15 protein-coding genes are annotated in these 16173 nt (G+C 62.1%); 6 read left to right on the forward strand and 9 right to left on the reverse strand.

From position 1 onward, the window contains the following. Positions 1-4: 4 nt before the first annotated feature. The gene (locus HU715_RS00550) at positions 5-703 is read left to right on the forward strand and encodes an extensin-like domain-containing protein (protein ID WP_186705477.1); all 699 of its coding nucleotides are present in this window, start codon (positions 5-7) and stop codon (positions 701-703) included. Between the two features lies 1 nt (position 704). On the opposite strand, the gene HU715_RS00555 is transcribed toward HU715_RS00550, so the two are convergent. Then, positions 705-1325, reverse strand: coding sequence for an energy transducer TonB (locus tag HU715_RS00555; RefSeq protein ID WP_186705478.1), 621 nt, complete (start codon positions 1323-1325; stop codon positions 705-707). A 109-nt stretch (positions 1326-1434) separates the two neighbouring features. On the opposite strand from HU715_RS00555, the gene HU715_RS00560 reads away from it, so the two are divergent. Next, entirely contained in the window at positions 1435-2217 is a 783-nt protein-coding gene (locus HU715_RS00560; protein WP_186705479.1) for a class I SAM-dependent methyltransferase, read from the forward strand. A 245-nt stretch (positions 2218-2462) separates the two neighbouring features. On the opposite strand, the gene HU715_RS00565 is transcribed toward HU715_RS00560, so the two are convergent. Beyond that, entirely contained in the window at positions 2463-3098 is a 636-nt protein-coding gene (locus HU715_RS00565) for a TetR/AcrR family transcriptional regulator (RefSeq protein WP_186705480.1), read from the reverse strand. 93 nt (positions 3099-3191) lie between these two features. Here HU715_RS00565 and HU715_RS00570 point away from each other — a divergent pair, with 93 nt between their 5' ends. Together HU715_RS00570 and HU715_RS00575 are read left to right on the forward strand one after the other, a co-directional pair. Continuing rightward, positions 3192-4292 (forward strand): efflux RND transporter periplasmic adaptor subunit, encoded by a 1101-nt coding sequence (locus HU715_RS00570; protein WP_186705481.1) that lies wholly within the window; start codon positions 3192-3194, stop codon positions 4290-4292. 5 nt (positions 4293-4297) lie between these two features. Next, entirely contained in the window at positions 4298-7363 is a 3066-nt protein-coding gene (locus tag HU715_RS00575; RefSeq protein WP_186705482.1) for an efflux RND transporter permease subunit, read from the forward strand. A 188-nt stretch (positions 7364-7551) separates the two neighbouring features. Here HU715_RS00575 and HU715_RS00580 read toward each other — a convergent pair whose 3' ends face one another. From HU715_RS00580 to plsB, 4 genes are all read right to left on the reverse strand, one after another. Beyond that, complete coding sequence (locus HU715_RS00580; RefSeq protein WP_186705483.1) at positions 7552-8241, reverse strand: DUF4197 domain-containing protein; 690 nt, start codon at positions 8239-8241, stop codon at positions 7552-7554. Between the two features lie 30 nt (positions 8242-8271). Beyond that, entirely contained in the window at positions 8272-8676 is a 405-nt protein-coding gene (locus HU715_RS00585; RefSeq protein WP_186705484.1) for a YbaY family lipoprotein, read from the reverse strand. A 93-nt stretch (positions 8677-8769) separates the two neighbouring features. Then, a complete protein-coding gene (locus HU715_RS00590; protein WP_186705485.1) occupies positions 8770-9132 on the reverse strand; it encodes a hypothetical protein in 363 nt (120 codons plus the stop codon). A 190-nt stretch (positions 9133-9322) separates the two neighbouring features. Continuing rightward, positions 9323-11821, reverse strand: coding sequence for a glycerol-3-phosphate 1-O-acyltransferase PlsB (gene plsB / locus HU715_RS00595; protein WP_186705486.1), 2499 nt, complete (start codon positions 11819-11821; stop codon positions 9323-9325). Positions 11822-12071: 250 nt separating this feature from the next. Between plsB and HU715_RS00600 the strand changes: the two genes are divergently transcribed. Beyond that, positions 12072-12281, forward strand: a complete 210-nt coding sequence (locus tag HU715_RS00600; RefSeq protein ID WP_003198198.1) for a cold shock domain-containing protein — start codon at positions 12072-12074, stop codon at positions 12279-12281. Between the two features lie 148 nt (positions 12282-12429). Here the strand turns inward: HU715_RS00600 and HU715_RS00605 are convergent, their stop codons facing one another. The 3 genes from HU715_RS00605 to dapE form a co-directional block, all read right to left on the reverse strand. Beyond that, positions 12430-12807: a hypothetical protein gene (locus HU715_RS00605; protein WP_186705487.1), complete on the reverse strand. Its 378-nt coding sequence runs from the start codon at positions 12805-12807 to the stop codon at positions 12430-12432. Between the two features lie 79 nt (positions 12808-12886). Next, positions 12887-13696, reverse strand: coding sequence for a putative RNA methyltransferase (locus HU715_RS00610; protein ID WP_186705488.1), 810 nt, complete (start codon positions 13694-13696; stop codon positions 12887-12889). Further along, entirely contained in the window at positions 13696-14847 is a 1152-nt protein-coding gene (gene dapE, locus HU715_RS00615; RefSeq protein WP_186705489.1) for a succinyl-diaminopimelate desuccinylase, read from the reverse strand. The genes HU715_RS00610 and dapE overlap by 1 nt, the downstream gene beginning before the upstream one ends. Before the next feature lie 392 nt (positions 14848-15239). Here dapE and tcdA point away from each other — a divergent pair, with 392 nt between their 5' ends. Beyond that, entirely contained in the window at positions 15240-16058 is an 819-nt protein-coding gene (gene tcdA, locus HU715_RS00620; RefSeq protein ID WP_030139502.1) for a tRNA cyclic N6-threonylcarbamoyladenosine(37) synthase TcdA, read from the forward strand. The last annotated feature ends 115 nt before the right edge of the window (positions 16059-16173 follow it).

Genomic DNA, 16173 nt, shown 5'->3' on the forward strand with positions numbered 1-16173 from the left:
TATCGTGCGGTTTTTGAAAGCGCTTGCGGTCGTGGCCCTGCTCATTGGCCTTGCCGTGCTGGGGGTATGGCGCGGCTGGGTGGCGCTGCCGCCCCAATGGAATCCCTGGGCGCCTTTGGACGTCAACCTGGCGCCCAATCTGCTCACCCGTTTCAAACTCATGGCCCTGCGCAACGACCCGCAGCTGTGCGACCAGGCCCTCGCTACCTCCGGGCTGCGCACCGCGCGCCAGGCCGACAGCGGCGCCAATACCACATGCCCAATGACCAATGTGTTGAGGGTGCAGGGCGGTGAGGTGGCGTTGAGCAGCAGCTTCCTCGCCAGTTGCCCGCTGGCGGTGGCGTTTGCGTTGTTCGAGCGTCACGGGTTGCAGCCGGCGGCAATGGCGGTCTACGGGCAGAAAGTGACGCGCGTCGATCACTTGGGCAGTTTCGCCTGTCGCAACATGTACGGGCGTGAGAGCGGGGCGCGAAGCCAGCACGCCACCGCCAGCGCGCTGGACATCGCCGGGTTTCGCCTGGCCGATGGGCGCACGATCAGCGTGCTCAGGGACTGGCCCAAGGACACGGCCGATGCGCGCTTCTTGCGTCAGGCACGGGATGGCGCCTGCGATATGTTCAGTGTGGTCTTGAGCCCGGATTACAACGCGGCGCACCGCAACCATTTTCATCTGGATTTGGGGCCATGGTGGATCTGTCGCTGATTTAAGCGGCGATGCGCAGGTTCTGCAGCACGATCGGACGTGCCCAGCGGGTGTCGAAGTCCAGTTGTTTCTGCTGCGCCACCAATTCCTCTTCCGGGAACGGCGGGAACGGCTTGTCCAGCAGCTCGAGTTCGAATTCGGCGATCGGCAGGTGCAACGGACGCGGTTGTGGCGCCGGGCTCGGTTCCGGCAGTGGTTGGCCGGCGGTGAGGACAAGTGGGCGGACCCAGTTGCTTTCGAAGGTCTGCTGGTGTTGCTGGGCAACGATTTCTTCTGGCGGGAACGGCGGGAAGGGTTTATCCAGCAGGTCGAGTTCGAATTCGGCGATGGGCAGGAACAGCGGCTCAGGCGGCTTGACCTGTGTTTCGGTCACTTCGCAGGTACGCTGGCTGACAATGTGCGCCAGCAGTTCGGCACCGAGGGTCGGTTCAACGGCCTCATCGAGGGGCTCTGGCTGGTAGCTGCCAGGTGCCGGTGCGTTATCACCCAGTTGATCGGCCAGGGCCCGGGCAAAAAAATCCTGCCACAGGTGACTGACGCCGCTCAGCGCTTGGGTGTTACGCAGGCTGTAATCGCCGTAAGGGGAGATAACGCCTATCGATGTGGATTGAATGTCTGACATTTTTCTCGGTCGACGCTCAGCTCTGGCAAAATGCCGTTCACCGTTGTTATCGGCCGTTTTTGCCGATCCTTAATTTTTTGAGCATGTTTTCCATAAGTGAACAACTTCCATGAGTGAGCAACCCGCGGCCTGCCGCATCCATGTCGAGGCCCTGGCCCCGGCCTTCCAACCGCAGGCCGAACACTGGGCCGAGCGGCTTGGCCTGCCTTTGCAAGGGGACGAAGGCGAGTTCGCCTTGCAGGTCGGTGAGCAAGGGGTGCAGTTGCAGCAGTTGGGCCCGGATGCGCCAGGGCCGGTGCGCGTGGACTTCGTCGAGGGTGGGGCGGCCCATCGGCGGTTGTACGGCGGCGGCAGTGGCCAGATGATCGCCAAGGCAGTCGGGATCGCCCAGGGTGTGCGCCCGCGGGTGCTGGATGCCACCGCCGGGTTGGGCAAGGATGCGTTTGTGCTGGCCAGCCTGGGCTGTGAAATGAGCTTGATCGAGCGTCAGCCGCTGATCGCGGCCTTGTTGGAGGATGGCCTGGCCCGTGGCGCAGAGGACTTCGACGTGGCGCCGATCGTGGCGCGCATGCGCTTGCTCAAGGGCAACTCCATCGAGGTGATGCGCAACTGGGAAGGCGAACCGCCCCAGGTGATCTACCTGGACCCGATGTTCCCTCATCGTGAGAAAACCGCCTTGGTGAAGAAGGAGATGCGCTTGTTCCGGCCCCTGGTGGGCGATGACCCGGACGCCCCGGCGCTGCTCGCCGCGGCCCTGGCCTTGGCGACTCATCGAGTGGTGGTCAAGCGCCCACGCAAGGCCCCGTGCATCGAAGGGCCGAAGCCGAGCCATGGGCTCGATGGCAAGTCCAGTCGCTACGACATCTATCCGAAGAAAGCGCTCAAACCTTGAGACCGAGTTGCCTGCATCGCGAGCAGGCTCGCTCCCACAGGGTTTGTCGTCGAATGATGGAGATGTGTTCGCACCGGTCAACTGTGGGAGCGAGCCTGCTCGCGATAGCGGTTTGTCTGAGACGGTGATGTTGGCTGTGCCATCGCCTTCGCGAGCAAGCCCGCTCCCACATTGGATCTGTGGTGTTCATCAGACCCTGTGGGAGCGAGCTTGCTCGCGATGGGGCCCTCCCAGCCAGCGAAAGGCTAAGGCCGATAAGCCCGCACGAACAACCCCACCACTTCCTGCACATGAGCCTCGGCGGCTTCCGGTTCCGGGGCCGGGCCGCAGCCTGACAACAAGCGGAAGTTCGCCGCGCCCTTGATCAGGCAGAAGAAATGCTCGGCGGCATTGCGCGGTTTATCGATGCTCAGGGCGCCGCTCTGGTTGACCTTGGTCAGCAGCCGCTCCATGCCTGAGAGCATCCGTTGCGGACCGGCTTCGTAGAAAATCGTCGACAGCTTCGGGTCCTGGCTGCCCAGGGCCATGATCAGGCGATGCAGGTTCAACGATTCATCGCTGTTGATCAGTTGGTTGAACCCGCGGGCAATGTTCAGCAACACGTGTTCGATGGGAACGCCGTCAGGCCATTCGTAAAACAGCGATGGCACCTGCTCTTCACATTTGGCCATCACGGCAGCGGAAAACAGCGTCTCCTTGTCGTTGAAATGGCTGTAGACCGTCAGCTTCGAAACGCCCGCCTCGGTGGCGACGGCGTCCATGCTGGTATTGGCATACCCCATGCTCAGGAACAGGCGTTTCGCCGCGTCGAGAATGGCCTGGCGCTTGGCCAGGTCCTTGGGGCGGCCAGGGCCGCTGGGGGTTGAAGGATTGTTCGACATTCTTCGCTTTAATACTGGACTGGTGAGTTTGCTATTAATAACATACTCGCCAGTATAATTATTCCAAGCACCATTAGCGAAAGGTCACTCGCCATGTTCCGCTATGCCCTGCCCCTCGCCATGCCAGTCGCCCTGGCTTTTTTATTGTCTGCGTGCGGTCATGACGAGCCGGTGCCCGTCGCCGTGCGTCCCGCCATGGTGGTCAAGCCCGAGCCGTCGGCCCAGGCGATGGACAGTTACCCTGGCGAAGTGCGGGCACGTTTTGAGCCTGAACTGGCCTTTCGCATTGGCGGCAAGGTGAGCCGACGACTGGTGGAAGAGGGGCAGCGGGTCAAGGCCAATCAACCGCTGGCCGAGCTCGACCCCGAGGACGTACGCCTGCAACTGGAAGCGACCCGTGCCCAGGTCGCCGCTGCCGAGGCCAACCTGAACCTGGTCCGCGCCGAACGTGACCGCTACAAGACCTTGATGGAGCGGCAGATGGTCAGCCGCTCCCAATACGACAACGCCGAAAACCTCTACCGCTCCGGCACCGCGCGGCTCAAGCAGATCAAGGCCGAGTTCGATGTCGCCAACAACCAGGCCAGCTATTCGGTGCTGCGTGCGCCCCAGGATGGCGTGGTGGCCCGGCGCTCGGTGGAAGTCGGGCAGGTGGTTTCGGCCGGGCAAACCGTTTTTACCCTGGCCACCGATGGCGAGCGTGAAGTGCTGATCAGCCTGCCGGAACAGGGCTTTGGCCGGTTCAAGATTGGCCAGCCGGTGTCGGTCGAGTTGTGGAGCCAGCCTGACCAGCGCTTCAGCGGGCGGATTCGTGAGCTGTCGCCGGCCGCCGACCCCAAGTCCCGCACCTTCGCCGCCCGCGTGGCCTTCACCGCCGGCAGTGTTCCGGCGGAGCTGGGCCAAAGTGCCCGGGTGTTTATCCAGACGGCTGAAAAGGCGCCGCTGTCAGTGCCGCTATCAGCCCTCACTGCCGAGAATGGCGCCACCTACGTCTGGGTCGTCAACCCGGACAACACGGTCAGGAAAGCCCCGGTGCGCGTGGGTGCCTTCGGCGAAAAAACCGTGCCGGTGCTCGAAGGCTTGAGCGCCAATGACTGGGTGGTGGCGGCTGGCATACATGTGCTCCTCGACGGCCAGCAGGTGCGGCCGGTGGATCGCTCCAACCGCGTGGTCAACCTGGCGGCCAAGGAGTAATCCCAATGGGTTTCAATCTTTCCGAATGGGCGTTGCGTAACCGCCAGATCGTACTGTTCCTGATGCTGTTGCTGGCCATCGTCGGGGCGCTTTCCTACACCAAGCTCGGCCAGAGCGAGGATCCGCCGTTCACCTTCAAGGCCATGGTCATTCGCACCGTGTGGCCGGGAGCGACGGCCGAGGAAGTGTCGCGCCAAGTCACCGAGCGTATCGAAAAGAAGCTGATGGAAACCGGCGATTACGAAAAGATCGTCTCGTTCTCCCGCCCGGGGGAATCCCAGGTGACTTTCGCGGCGCGTGATTCCATGCATTCGGCGCAGATTCCCGAGCTGTGGTATCAGTTGCGCAAGAAGATCGGCGACATCCGCCACACCTTGCCGCCGGATGTCCAGGGGCCGTTCTTCAACGATGAATTCGGCACCACCTTCGGCAATATCTACGCACTGACCGGCGAAGGCTTCGACTATGCCGTGCTCAAGGACTACGCCGATCGCATCCAGCTCCAGCTGCAGCGGGTCAAGGATGTAGGCAAGGTCGAACTGATCGGTTTGCAGGACGAGAAGATCTGGATCGAGTTGTCGAACGTTAAGCTGGCGACCCTCGGCCTGCCCTTGGCGGCGGTCCAGCAGGCCCTTGAAGAGCAGAACACGGTTTCCACCGCCGGCTTCTTCGAAACCGGCAGCGAGCGTTTGCAGCTACGGGTCTCGGGGAATTTCCAGACCGTGGAGGAGATCCGCAACTTCCCGATCCGGGTCGGCGATCGTACGTTCCGTATCAGCGACCTGGCGGACGTGCGTCGCGGTTTCAACGACCCGCCGGCGCCCCGCATGCGCTTCATGGGCGAAGACGCCATTGGCCTGGCCGTGGCGATGAAGCAAGGCGGGGATATCCTGATTCTGGGCAAGGCCCTTGAGGTCGACTTTGCTCGCCTCCAGAACTCACTGCCGGCCGGCATGCAATTGCACAAGGTGTCGGACCAGCCGGCGGCGGTAAAGACCGGGGTCGGTGAGTTCGTCCAGGTGCTGGTGGAAGCCCTGACGATCGTGTTGCTGGTGAGCTTCTTCTCCCTCGGGTTGCGCACCGGGATGGTGGTGGCCCTGGCGATTCCGCTGGTGTTGGCGATGACCTTCGCCGCCATGTATTACCTGGGGATCGGCCTGCACAAGATTTCCCTCGGTGCGCTGGTGTTGGCCCTGGGGTTGCTGGTGGACGACGCGATCATTGCGGTGGAGATGATGGCGATCAAGATGGAGCAGGGTTTCGACCGGATCAAGGCGGCCAGCTTCGCCTGGACCAGCACCGCATTCCCGATGCTCACCGGTACCTTGATTACGGCGGCGGGCTTCCTGCCGATCGCCACCGCGCAATCGGGCACCGGCGAATACACCCGTTCGATTTTCCAGGTGGTGACTTTGGCATTGCTGGCCTCCTGGGTGGCCGCCGTGGTGTTCGTGCCGTACCTGGGGGAAAAGCTCCTGCCGGACCTGGCGAAAATTCACGCGGCCAAACATGGCACGACTGACGGCCAGACCGACCCTTACGGCACGCCGTTCTATCAGCGTGTCCGGCGGATGGTGGAGTGGTGCGTGCGTCGGCGCAAAACCGTCATCCTGCTGACCGTGCTGTTGTTTGTCGGCTCGGTGGCGTTGTTCCGGTTCGTGCCGCAGCAGTTCTTTCCGGCATCGGGGCGGCTGGAACTGATGGTCGACTTGAAACTGCAGGAAGGCGCCTCCCTGAGCAATACCGCCGAGCAGGTCAAGCGCCTGGAAGCGCTGCTCAAGGACCATGCTGGCATCGACAACTATGTGGCCTACGTCGGCACCGGTTCACCGCGTTTCTACCTGCCGTTGGACCAACAGCTGCCGGCCTCCAGCTTCGCCCAGTTCGTGGTGCTGGCCAAGACCATCGAAGACCGCGAGCCGTTGCGCAGTTGGTTGATTTCGACCCTGAACGAGCAATTTCCGACCCTGCGCTCGCGGGTCACGCGCCTGGAAAACGGCCCGCCGGTCGGCTATCCGGTGCAGTTTCGCGTCACGGGTGAGCACATCGAAGAAGTCCGGGCCCTGGCGCGGAAAGTGGCGACAAAAGTTCGCGAAAACCCCTACGTGGTCAACGTGCATCTGGACTGGGAGGAGCCGAGCAAGGTGGTGTACCTCAACGTTGACCAGGACCGCGCCCGGGCCCTGGGTGTCAGCACCACCCACCTGGCGAGTTTCCTGCGCAGCTCCCTCACCGGCTCCAGCGTCAGCCAGTACCGGGAAGACAATGAACTGATCGAGATTTTGCTGCGCGGTACGGTGCATGAGCGCACCGAGTTGTCGTTGCTGCCGAGCCTGGCAGTGCCGACCGACAACGGCAAGAGTGTTGCCTTGTCGCAGATCGCGACGTTGGAATACGGTTTCGAGGAGGGCGTGATCTGGCACCGCAATCGGCTGCCGAGCGTGACCGTGCGGGCCGATATCTACGGCAAGGAACAACCGGCGACCCTGGTGCAACAGATCTTCCCGACCCTGAACCCGATTCGCGCCGAGCTGCCGGACGGTTACCTGCTGGAAGTGGGCGGTACGGTGGAGGATTCGGCCCGTGGCCAGAAATCGGTGAATGCCGGTGTGCCGTTGTTCATCGTGGTGGTGCTGACGCTGCTGATGCTGCAACTGCGCAGCTTCTCACGCACGGCCATGGTGTTCCTTACGGCGCCCCTGGGATTGATCGGCGTCACGCTGTTCCTGCTGGTGTTCCGCCAGCCGTTCGGCTTCGTCGCCATGCTGGGCACCATTGCGCTGTCGGGGATGATCATGCGCAACTCGGTGATCCTGGTGGACCAGATCGAGCAGGACATCAAGGCCGGGCTGGCGCCTTGGCAGGCGATCATCGAAGCCACGGTGCGACGCTTCCGCCCCATCGTGCTCACCGCACTGGCGGCGGTGCTGGCGATGATCCCGCTGTCGCGCAGTTTGTTCTTCGGGCCGATGGCGGTGGCGATCATGGGCGGCCTGATCGTGGCCACGGCGTTGACGCTGTTGTTCCTGCCGGCGTTGTATGCGGCGTGGTTCAGGGTCAAGAAAACCTGATCAACAGGTGTACACCTAACCTGTGGCGAGGGAGCTTGCTCCCGCTCGGTTGCGCAGCAACCGCAAAAGCTTGGGGCCGCTGCGCAGCCCAGCGGGAGCAAGCTCCCTCGCCACAGGATTGTGGTTTGTCAGATAGACGGTGTATTCATCGCGAGCAGGCTCGCTCCCACAGTGTTTTTGCGCTTGGCTTAGAGCGTACCGAACACCTTCTTCGCCAAACTGGTCGCCGCAGCCGCCGGGTTCTGGCGAATGGTGGCTTCCTGCTTGCCGATCATTTCGAACAAGCCGTCCAGCGCCTGTTCGGTCACGTAGTTTTCGATGTTGGCGCTCTTGGCATCCAGCACGCCGAAAGTGGCGGCCTGGCCGGCGAAGGCATTGTATTGCTGGGCCAGGCCGACCTTGTCGGTGGCTTGCTTGACGATGGGCAGGAACTTGGCGCGGATCTGCTCGCGGCTGCTCTTGTTCAGGTATTGCGTGGCCGAGTCGTTGCCGCCGCTCAAGATGCCCTTGGCATCGCTCACGCTCATGTTCTTCACGGCATTGACCAGGATCGGCTGGGCCTGGACCACGGCGGCCTCAGCAGCCTGGTTCATGCTGGTTTCCAATTGATCGACCTGCTCGCCCATGCCGAAGGCCTTCATCTTGCTGGCAACTTTGCCCAGCTTGCCTGGCAGTTCGATCTTCACGTCCGGGTTGTTGCTGAAGCCGCCGGGAGTGCCGAGTTGCTTGACCGCCACCTGTGCGCCTTGGGTCAAGGCGTCCTTGAGGCCACCCGTGGCATCTTGTTGCGACAGGTCGCCCAGGGACAGGGCCATGGCATTGGCGCAGATCAACAGGCCGGCACACAGGCCGGTGAAACGAAGGGTAGGGCGGAGCATGGCAGCTTCCTTGATGGAATTTAAAAGGAATCAGCGTGCGGCGTTGACGCGAATCTTCAACGGCTGCGGATCTTTGCCATCGAGTTGGACCGTATGCTGTTCAGTGGTGATGAACATCAACTGGCCGTCCACTTCGATGCGGGCGCTCACGGCATAACGATGGCCGGGCTTGACCTGATTGGCATCATAACTGAGGTGGAACGGCAACGGGACCTGGCCTTTGACTGGGCCGCGCTGCTCATCGAGCACCACCGCAGGAGCGTCGGCCAGGGAAACGTCCTGCAGGCTCACGCTCAAGGTGGCGTTGGGCGGCAGGGCGATGCGTTGCAGATAGAAGACTTCGCCATCGAGGCTCGCGACGGAGGCGGCGGGTGGCGTTGATGATTGGCACGCGGCCAGCAGTGAAGTGAATGCAAGCAGAAGACATTTTTTCATGTGGAAGTACCTTTCCTTTGACGCCAGCAACACGCTGGCGTCAAAGAGAATCTGGAGGAATCGGCACCAAAAATCCAGCCGAAACGTAACGACTCAGATGTTGGACGCGATCTCACTGGCCGACGAGGGCGCCAGGCTCAGATCGATCTCAACGTCTTGATCGCCTCCATTCCAAATGAAGGCATGTTCGTTATCGGCTAGAAGGTCAGTGCCTTCATGGTTGATTTGCATCTTCACCGAGAACTCATCCCCTGGGACAGCCGGGTCGAAATCGGGAACGATGTGGAAGGAAAAGACCAGAGGTGTTCCCGCCGGAAATACGTTGGAGCTGATGGCAGGATAGGCGCCTGGCAGACCGGTCTTTTTTTCGATGGAAATTGCATAATCCCCTGCGCCTGTTTGTGGGACTTGATAATCGTCTGGCAGACGCAGTGTTACGTTGATTGCGTGTTTCATGAGTTGAATTCCTTTTCAATACGTCGAGATTGACGTAAGCCCATCCTAGAGAGCTGCTCCAAAGTTCTCTGTAGGTCTTTTCTTCGTTTGACGTCGTCTTGGCCGCTGCGAAGCGTCGGAGTAGGCCTGGCGATTGACCCACTCACTCACCAGAACCGTTCCATGGTTCACGGTGAGTGATCGGCATGCGTCAAAGGTCGGGGCTGACGGCGACCTCCGCCGCGTCTTCACTGCGATGCAATGCCACCTGGCGGATCGACAAACGAATCTCCGCCGGCAGCACCCGCTTGGCCGCACCTTCGGCCAGTTCGCCGAGCAGCTCGTGATAGCTGAGCTTGCCCGCTTCGTCCCGGCGCAGCACGTCGAGGTCGAGCATCGTCTGGATAAAGTGGCGGAACAGGCTCTTGTCGAAGAATTCCGGCGCATTCAGGCCATGCAGGATCGACAGGCGCTGGGCCATGACGGTGCAGAGGTCTTCCAGTTCTTCGGCGCTGACGGTGTTTTGACCGCTGTTGAGCAGCAGCGAGACGGTCATGTAGAAGCGCTGCAAGGTCTGGGCGATGCTTTTCGACAGCAACGTCAGCAGCACGAAGTGCCGCGAACTTGGCGCCGGACGCAGGTACAGGTCGTTTTCGAAACGCAGCAGGCCCTGTTCGACGAACGCGTCGAGCCACTGGTCGACCACGCCGTCCAGTTCTTCCAGCGACCAGCGAATGAACAGCTCCGATTGCAGGTACGGGTACAACGCATGGGTGTAGCGCAGGATTTGTTCGCGGCTCATGCGCGAGCTGCTCTGGAAGAAGCTCGCCAGCAACGCCGGCAGGGCGAAGATGTGCAGCACGTTGTTGCGGTAGTAGGTCATCAGCACCGCGTTCTGCTCGTCCAGGTACAGAATCTTGCCCAGGGCATCGCTCTGTTCCGACAGCAGGTCCATGCCTTTGACGTGCTTGATCAGCGCTTGGCCATCGCCTTCGGGCAGGGTGGTGTGGGGCGAGTACGGGACTTTGCGCAACAACGCCAGGTACAGGTCGAGCACCCGGGCCATGGCGCGGTCGTCCAGGGCCAGGCGGCTGGTGGACAGCAGCGCCAGGGCGACGAGGTTGACCGGGTTGATGGCCGCGGCTTCGTTCAGGTGCCGGGCCACGCGTTCGCCGAGGCGGTGGGTGGTCGCGTTGAGCCAGGCCGGTTTGAATTGCGGGCCCAATTCCTGTTGGCGCCAATCCGGTTGTTCGCTGTCGAGGAATTCCGCCAGCTTGATGGGTTCGCCGAAGTTCACCGCCACCTGGCCGAAGCGCTGCTTGAGGGCGCCGATGACCTTGAAGATGTCGAAGATCGATTCTTTTTTCTTGCTGGCCCCACGCAGTTCGCCCAGGTAGGTGCGGCCTTCCAGTACCCGTTCATAACCGATGTAGACCGGCACGAAGACGATGGGCATGCGTGACGAACGCAGGAAGCTGCGCAGGGTGATGGCGAGCATGCCGGTCTTGGGTTGCAGCATGCGCCCGGTGCGCGAACGACCGCCCTCGACGAAGTATTCCACCGGAAAGCCTTTGGTGAACAGCGTGTGCAGGTATTCGTTGAACACCGAGGTGTAGAGCGGGTTGCCCTTGAAGGTGCGGCGCATGAAGAACGCTCCGCCACGGCGCAGCAGGCCGCCGATCACCGGCATGTTGAGGTTGATGCCGGCAGCGATGTGCGGCGGCGTCAGGCCGTTGCGAAACAGCAGGTATGACAGCAGCAGGTAGTCGATGTGGCTGCGGTGGCACGGCACATAGATGACTTCGTGGCCCTGGGCGACGTTCTGCACGCCTTCGATGTGGTTGACCTTGATGCCGTCGTAGATCTTGTTCCAGAACCAGCTCAGCACCACTTCCAGGAAACGGATCGCGGTGTAGGTGTAGTCCGAGGCAATTTCGTTGCCGTAGCGCAGGGCCTGGGCCTTGGCTTTTTCCGGGGAGATCTTTTCCCGCTCGGCTTCCTCGGCAATCGCCTGCTTGACCAGCGGCTGGTTCAACAGGCCCTTGACCAAGTGGCGTCGGTGGGAAATGTCAGGGCCGATGACCGCCGCCTTCAGATTGCGGAAGTGCACCCGCAGAATCCGCTGGGCCATGCGCACGGTGCGTTCGTGGCCCTTGTCGTGTTCGATCAATTCGCGCAGGTGGATCGGCGCGGAGAATTGCACGCGGGTCTTGCGCCCCAGGATCATGATGCTCAGCAGGCGACGCAGGCGCCCGGTAACGGCCCAGCTGTCGGCAAACAACAGCTTCCAGGGGCTGGATTCGCTGTCCGGCGACTGCCCCCAGAACACGCTGACCGGGATGATTTGTGCATCTTCGGCGGCGTTGTGGGTCAGGGCGTCGACCAGCCGCGTCAGGGTGGGCGGTGCGCCGCGCTTGTCCTGGCGCCCGATCCAGTCTGGCGCTGGCGTCAGGTAGAAAAACGCCGCCGGCTCCAGCAGGTTGCCCACCGAGACCGGGAGCACCGGACGGGGCAGGCCGGCCTTGGTGCATTCGGTGTCGAGCACCGCCAGGTCGGTGAGCGAGGGATCTTGCAGGACGTAGAACACCGGACGACTGCGGTCGAGGTTGAGGGTGAAGGACGACTGGTTGATCGTCTCGGAGCGAACCCAGAGGTACAACAGTCGGCGCAGGGTGCCAAACACAAGACGGCGGAACGGGGAGCGGGTCATACGGCTTCTGCATGAGTGGATAAAACCGAGCGGCTGCTCGGGCTCGCTAGTGTGCCGGATTCATCGAAAATCGGCAAAAAAGCACCGAAGTAAAGTCAGTTGAGAGTTTTTCCGGGTGTCATATACTCGGCCGGTTACTGCTCCGGCCTTCTCCATGGACGGCCGGACGGTGGCTTAGGTTCGTACGGCTTTGCCTTTTGCAGTCGGGCGGGAAAAGCCGACTTAATAATAAGAGATGGGAGTGAGCATCATGGCAGCACGGGAAACCGGCAGTGTGAAGTGGTTCAACGACGCGAAGGGTTACGGCTTCATCCAGCGTGAAGGCGGCGCGGATGTATTCGTGCACTACCGCGCGATTCGCGGCGAAGGCCACCGTTCACTGACTGAAGGCCAGCAGGTCGAGTACGCGGTGGTGGAAGGGCAGAAGGGCTTGCAGGCTGAGGATGTGGTGGGGTTGTAACCCGTTCTTGCAGTCACCGCAAATCCCTTGTGGGAGCGGGCTTGCTCGCGAAAGCGGTGTGTCAGCCAATGAAAATATTGCCTGATATACCGCTTTCGCGAGCAAGCCCGCTCCCACATTTAGGTTCAGGTTGGACCTGAGACTAGGGTCACGCCGTCTTCCAGGTAATCTCTTCTTCCCCATCGGCGCTGATGCGAATCCAGCGGTCCGCCGATTCTTCCCCTTCCTCTTCCACCCAGGAGCCAGGCGCGCAGCGCACTTCGACGTTCAGCGCGGCGAAGGCGGCGCGGGCGCAGGCGATGTCGTCTTCCCACGGGGTCTGGTCGCTTTCCAGGTACAGGCTGTTCCATTTGCCCACGGCCTTCGGCAGCCAGGTCACCGGGATGTTGCCAGCCTTGCACTTGTAGGTCTGGCCTTTCTGTACCCAGTCGCTGCAAGGCCCCAGGGCCTGGCCGAGCCAGTGGGCAATGGCCTTGTGGTCGACGTCGGCGTCCTTCAGGTAAATCTCGATATCGGGTTGGCGCATGGATGTCCTCGCTGCGGTCTTGAAAAATCCATTCGCGGATTTAACTGGCCCCAGGCGATTGCCCGAGGCCTAAAGGTCATTATTGAAGAATGAAATAATCGTAGCGCATCGACACCGTGACTTCGAACGGCTCGGCCTGCTCGATCACGCTGGCACGGCGTTCGGCACTGGCTCGCCAGCCATGGGGCGTCATCGCCAGCAGGTTGGCGCGGTCCTGGCCATCGGTGAGCACCAGTGTGAATTCCAGGGTTTCGCTGTGATCCAGCTCCATGCCCGGTGGTACCAGGGCCAGGTGCTTGTCGTCGGTGTATTCGCGTACTTCGTCGTAGAGACGCTCGCGCAATTCCATCAGGTGGCCGGCGGTGGGGCCGACTTTCATCAGTCCGCCGCCGGGGCTGAGCAAGCGCTTGGCCTCCTGCCAGTCCAGCGGGCTGAAAACGCTGGCCAGGAACTGGCAACAGCCGTCCGCCAGCGGCACCCGGGCCATGCTGGCGATCAACCAGGTCAGTTGCGGGTTACGCTTGCAGGCTCGTTTGACCGCTTCGCGAGAGATGTCCAGGGCATAGCCATCGGCATTGGGCAGCGCTTCGGCAATTTGCGCGGTGTAGTAGCCTTCGCCGCAACCGATGTCGAGCCAGCGCCCAGGCGCACGTTCGGCGGCCAGCTCGGCCAGGCGCCGGGCGACCGGGGCGTAATGCCCGGCGTTGAGAAAGTCGCGGCGAGCTTCGACCATCGCCTGGTTGTCGCCAGGGTCGCGGCTGTTCTTGTGCTGCACCGGCAGCAGGTTCAGGTAACCCTGCCGCGCACGGTCGAACCGATGCCCGGCCGGGCACACCACGCCGGTGTCCGCCGCGTTCAGCGGCTCACTGCAGATCGGACAGGCAAGCATCAGGCGAGCAACTTGATCAGCGTCTTGTAGTAGATCTCGGTGAGCACGTCGAGATCGGCGGCCAGCACACGTTCGTTGACCTGATGGATGGTCGCGTTGACCGGCCCCAGTTCTACCACTTGCGTGCCCATGGTGGCGATGAAACGACCGTCGGACGTGCCGCCGCTGGTGGAGGCTTTGGTTTCGCGTCCGGTCACGTCCTTGATGCTCGACGACACGGCGTCCAGCAAGGCACCCGGCTCAGTGAGGAAGGGCAGGCCGGACAAGGCCCAGTCGATGTGCCAGTCCAGTTGATGCTTGTCGAGGATATCGGCGACGCGTTGTTGCAGGCCTTCGACGGTGGATTCGGTGGAGAAACGGAAATTGAACACCGCCTCCAGGTCACCGGGGATCACGTTGGTCGCACCGGTGCCGGAATTGAGGTTGGAGATCTGGAAACTGGTCGGCGGGAAGAAATCGTTGCCGTGGTCCCAATGCTCGGCCGCCAATTCAGCCAGGGCCGGCGCGGCCAGATGGATCGGGTTCTTCGCCAGGTGTGGATAAGCCACGTGGCCTTGCTTGCCGCGCACGGTCAGCTTCGCGCCGAGGGAGCCGCGACGACCATTCTTGACCACGTCGCCCACCAACGTGGTACTCGACGGCTCGCCGACGATGCACCAGTCCAGTCGTTCCTGGCGGGCCTTGAGGCGTTCGACCACGGCTTTGGTGCCGTGGTGGGCCGGGCCTTCTTCATCGCTGGTGATCAGGAAAGTCAGCGAGCCCTTGTGGTCCGGGTAGTCGGCGACGAACCGCTCGGCCGCCACGACCATCGCCGCCAGGCTGCCTTTCATGTCCGCCGCGCCACGGCCGCAGAGCATGCCCTGCTCGTCGATGACCGCGTTGAACGGGTCGAGCTGCCAGGCCTGCACCGGACCGGTCGGCACCACGTCGGTGTGCCCGGCGAAGCACAGCACCGGCCCGTCATGCTTGCCATGGCTGGCCCAGAAGTTATCCACATCCTCGATACGCATCGGCTCAAGCTTGAAACCGGCGTCGCCCAGGCGCTGCATCATGATGTTTTGGCAATCGGCATCCACCGGCGTCACGGACGGACGGCGAATCAGGTCGCAGGCGAGTTGCAGGGTCGGCGAGAGGTCGGCGTGGGCCGTCATGGAAAACTCCGGAAGCAGGAAAGGAGATCGCAGTCCATGTGGGAGCGGGCTTGCTCGCGAAGCTCTTAGCGTCAGTGATGACGCCTTCGCGAGCAAGCCCGCTCCCACAGGTCCTGAGTTCGACCGTTGGATGGTATTCGGCCGAGGCTACAAAATGGCGGTTATCTTATAGCAAAACGACCCTCATGGGCCCCTGGCGGGGGACAGGTGGAACACAAAACCTGTGGGAGCGAGCCTGCTCGCGAAAGCGTTGGATCAGCAGAATCGATTTAACTGACACATCGCCTTCGCGAGCAGGCTCGCTCCCACAGAGGAGATGGGGTGAGATTCATGTCGCGAACAGCTCGAATTGCCACGGCAAAGCCCTATAATGCGCGCCGGTTTTTGGGGTAATGGTCATGAGTACAGAAGATCCACGGTTTGCCGGCATCGCCCGTTTGTATGGCATCGAAGGCCTGGAGCGCCTGCGGGCGGCCCATGTGGCGATTGTCGGCGTCGGCGGTGTCGGGTCCTGGGCGGCGGAAGCCATTGCCCGTTGCGGCGTGGGCGAGATTTCGCTGTTCGACCTGGACGATGTCTGCGTGAGCAACGCGAACCGTCAGTTGCACGCCCTGGACAGCACCGTCGGCAAGCCCAAGGTTGAGGTCATGGCCGAGCGGTTGCGCGGGATCAACCCCGACTGCACGGTGCACGCGGTGGCGGACTTCGTCACCCGCGACACCATGGCCGAGTACATCACGCCGAACATCGATTGCGTGATCGACTGCATCGACAGCGTCAACGCCAAGGCCGCGCTGATCGCCTGGTGCAAGCGCCGCAAGATCCAGATCATCACCACCGGCGGCGCGGGTGGGCAGATCGACCCGACACTGATCCAGGTCTGCGACTTGAACCGTACGTTCAACGATCCACTGGCCTCCAAGGTGCGCTCCACCTTGCGCCGCGACTACGGCTTTTCCCGCACCGTGACCCGCCACTACAGCGTGCCTTGCGTGTTCTCTACCGAACAACTGCGCTACCCGAAGCCGGACGGCAGCATTTGCTTGCAGAAGAGTTTTGTCGGTGACGGCGTCAAGCTCGACTGCGCGGGTGGGTTTGGCGCGGTGATGATGGTCACGGCCACGTTCGGCATGGTCGCGGCGACCAAGGCTGTGGATAAGATCGTGGCGGGCGTGCGACGGCCGGCGGATCGGGTCAAGCCCGGTCAGTAATGCAACGCTGCTCACTAAGGGAGTGGTGAACCTGTGGCGAGGGAGCTTGCTCCTGCTGGACTGCGCAGCAGTCCCCATTTTCATGAGCGCTTCGCACTCAAGCGGGAGCAAGCTC

The sequence above is a fragment of the Pseudomonas zanjanensis genome (genome assembly GCF_014268745.2).
Lineage (GTDB): Bacteria > Pseudomonadota > Gammaproteobacteria > Pseudomonadales > Pseudomonadaceae > Aquipseudomonas > Aquipseudomonas zanjanensis.

Bases quoted from the DNA above. Each gene is read 5' to 3' on its own strand.
- HU715_RS00610 (WP_186705488.1), bottom strand. From the start codon at position 13,696: ATGCTTGCCTGTCCGATCTGCAGTGAGCCGCTGAACGCGGCGGACACC.
- HU715_RS00570 (WP_186705481.1), top strand. From the start codon at position 3,192: ATGTTCCGCTATGCCCTGCCCCTCGCCATGCCAGTCGCCCTGGCTTTT.
- HU715_RS00560 (WP_186705479.1), top strand. From the start codon at position 1,435: ATGAGTGAGCAACCCGCGGCCTGCCGCATCCATGTCGAGGCCCTGGCC.
- HU715_RS00605 (WP_186705487.1), bottom strand. From the start codon at position 12,807: ATGCGCCAACCCGATATCGAGATTTACCTGAAGGACGCCGACGTCGAC.
- HU715_RS00565 (WP_186705480.1), bottom strand. From the start codon at position 3,098: ATGTCGAACAATCCTTCAACCCCCAGCGGCCCTGGCCGCCCCAAGGAC.
- HU715_RS00555 (WP_186705478.1), bottom strand. From the start codon at position 1,325: ATGTCAGACATTCAATCCACATCGATAGGCGTTATCTCCCCTTACGGC.
- HU715_RS00600 (WP_003198198.1), top strand. From the start codon at position 12,072: ATGGCAGCACGGGAAACCGGCAGTGTGAAGTGGTTCAACGACGCGAAG.
- plsB (WP_186705486.1), bottom strand. From the start codon at position 11,821: ATGACCCGCTCCCCGTTCCGCCGTCTTGTGTTTGGCACCCTGCGCCGA.
- HU715_RS00575 (WP_186705482.1), top strand. From the start codon at position 4,298: ATGGGTTTCAATCTTTCCGAATGGGCGTTGCGTAACCGCCAGATCGTA.
- HU715_RS00585 (WP_186705484.1), bottom strand. From the start codon at position 8,676: ATGAAAAAATGTCTTCTGCTTGCATTCACTTCACTGCTGGCCGCGTGC.
- HU715_RS00580 (WP_186705483.1), bottom strand. From the start codon at position 8,241: ATGCTCCGCCCTACCCTTCGTTTCACCGGCCTGTGTGCCGGCCTGTTG.
- tcdA (WP_030139502.1), top strand. From the start codon at position 15,240: ATGGTCATGAGTACAGAAGATCCACGGTTTGCCGGCATCGCCCGTTTG.
- HU715_RS00590 (WP_186705485.1), bottom strand. From the start codon at position 9,132: ATGAAACACGCAATCAACGTAACACTGCGTCTGCCAGACGATTATCAA.
- dapE (WP_186705489.1), bottom strand. From the start codon at position 14,847: ATGACGGCCCACGCCGACCTCTCGCCGACCCTGCAACTCGCCTGCGAC.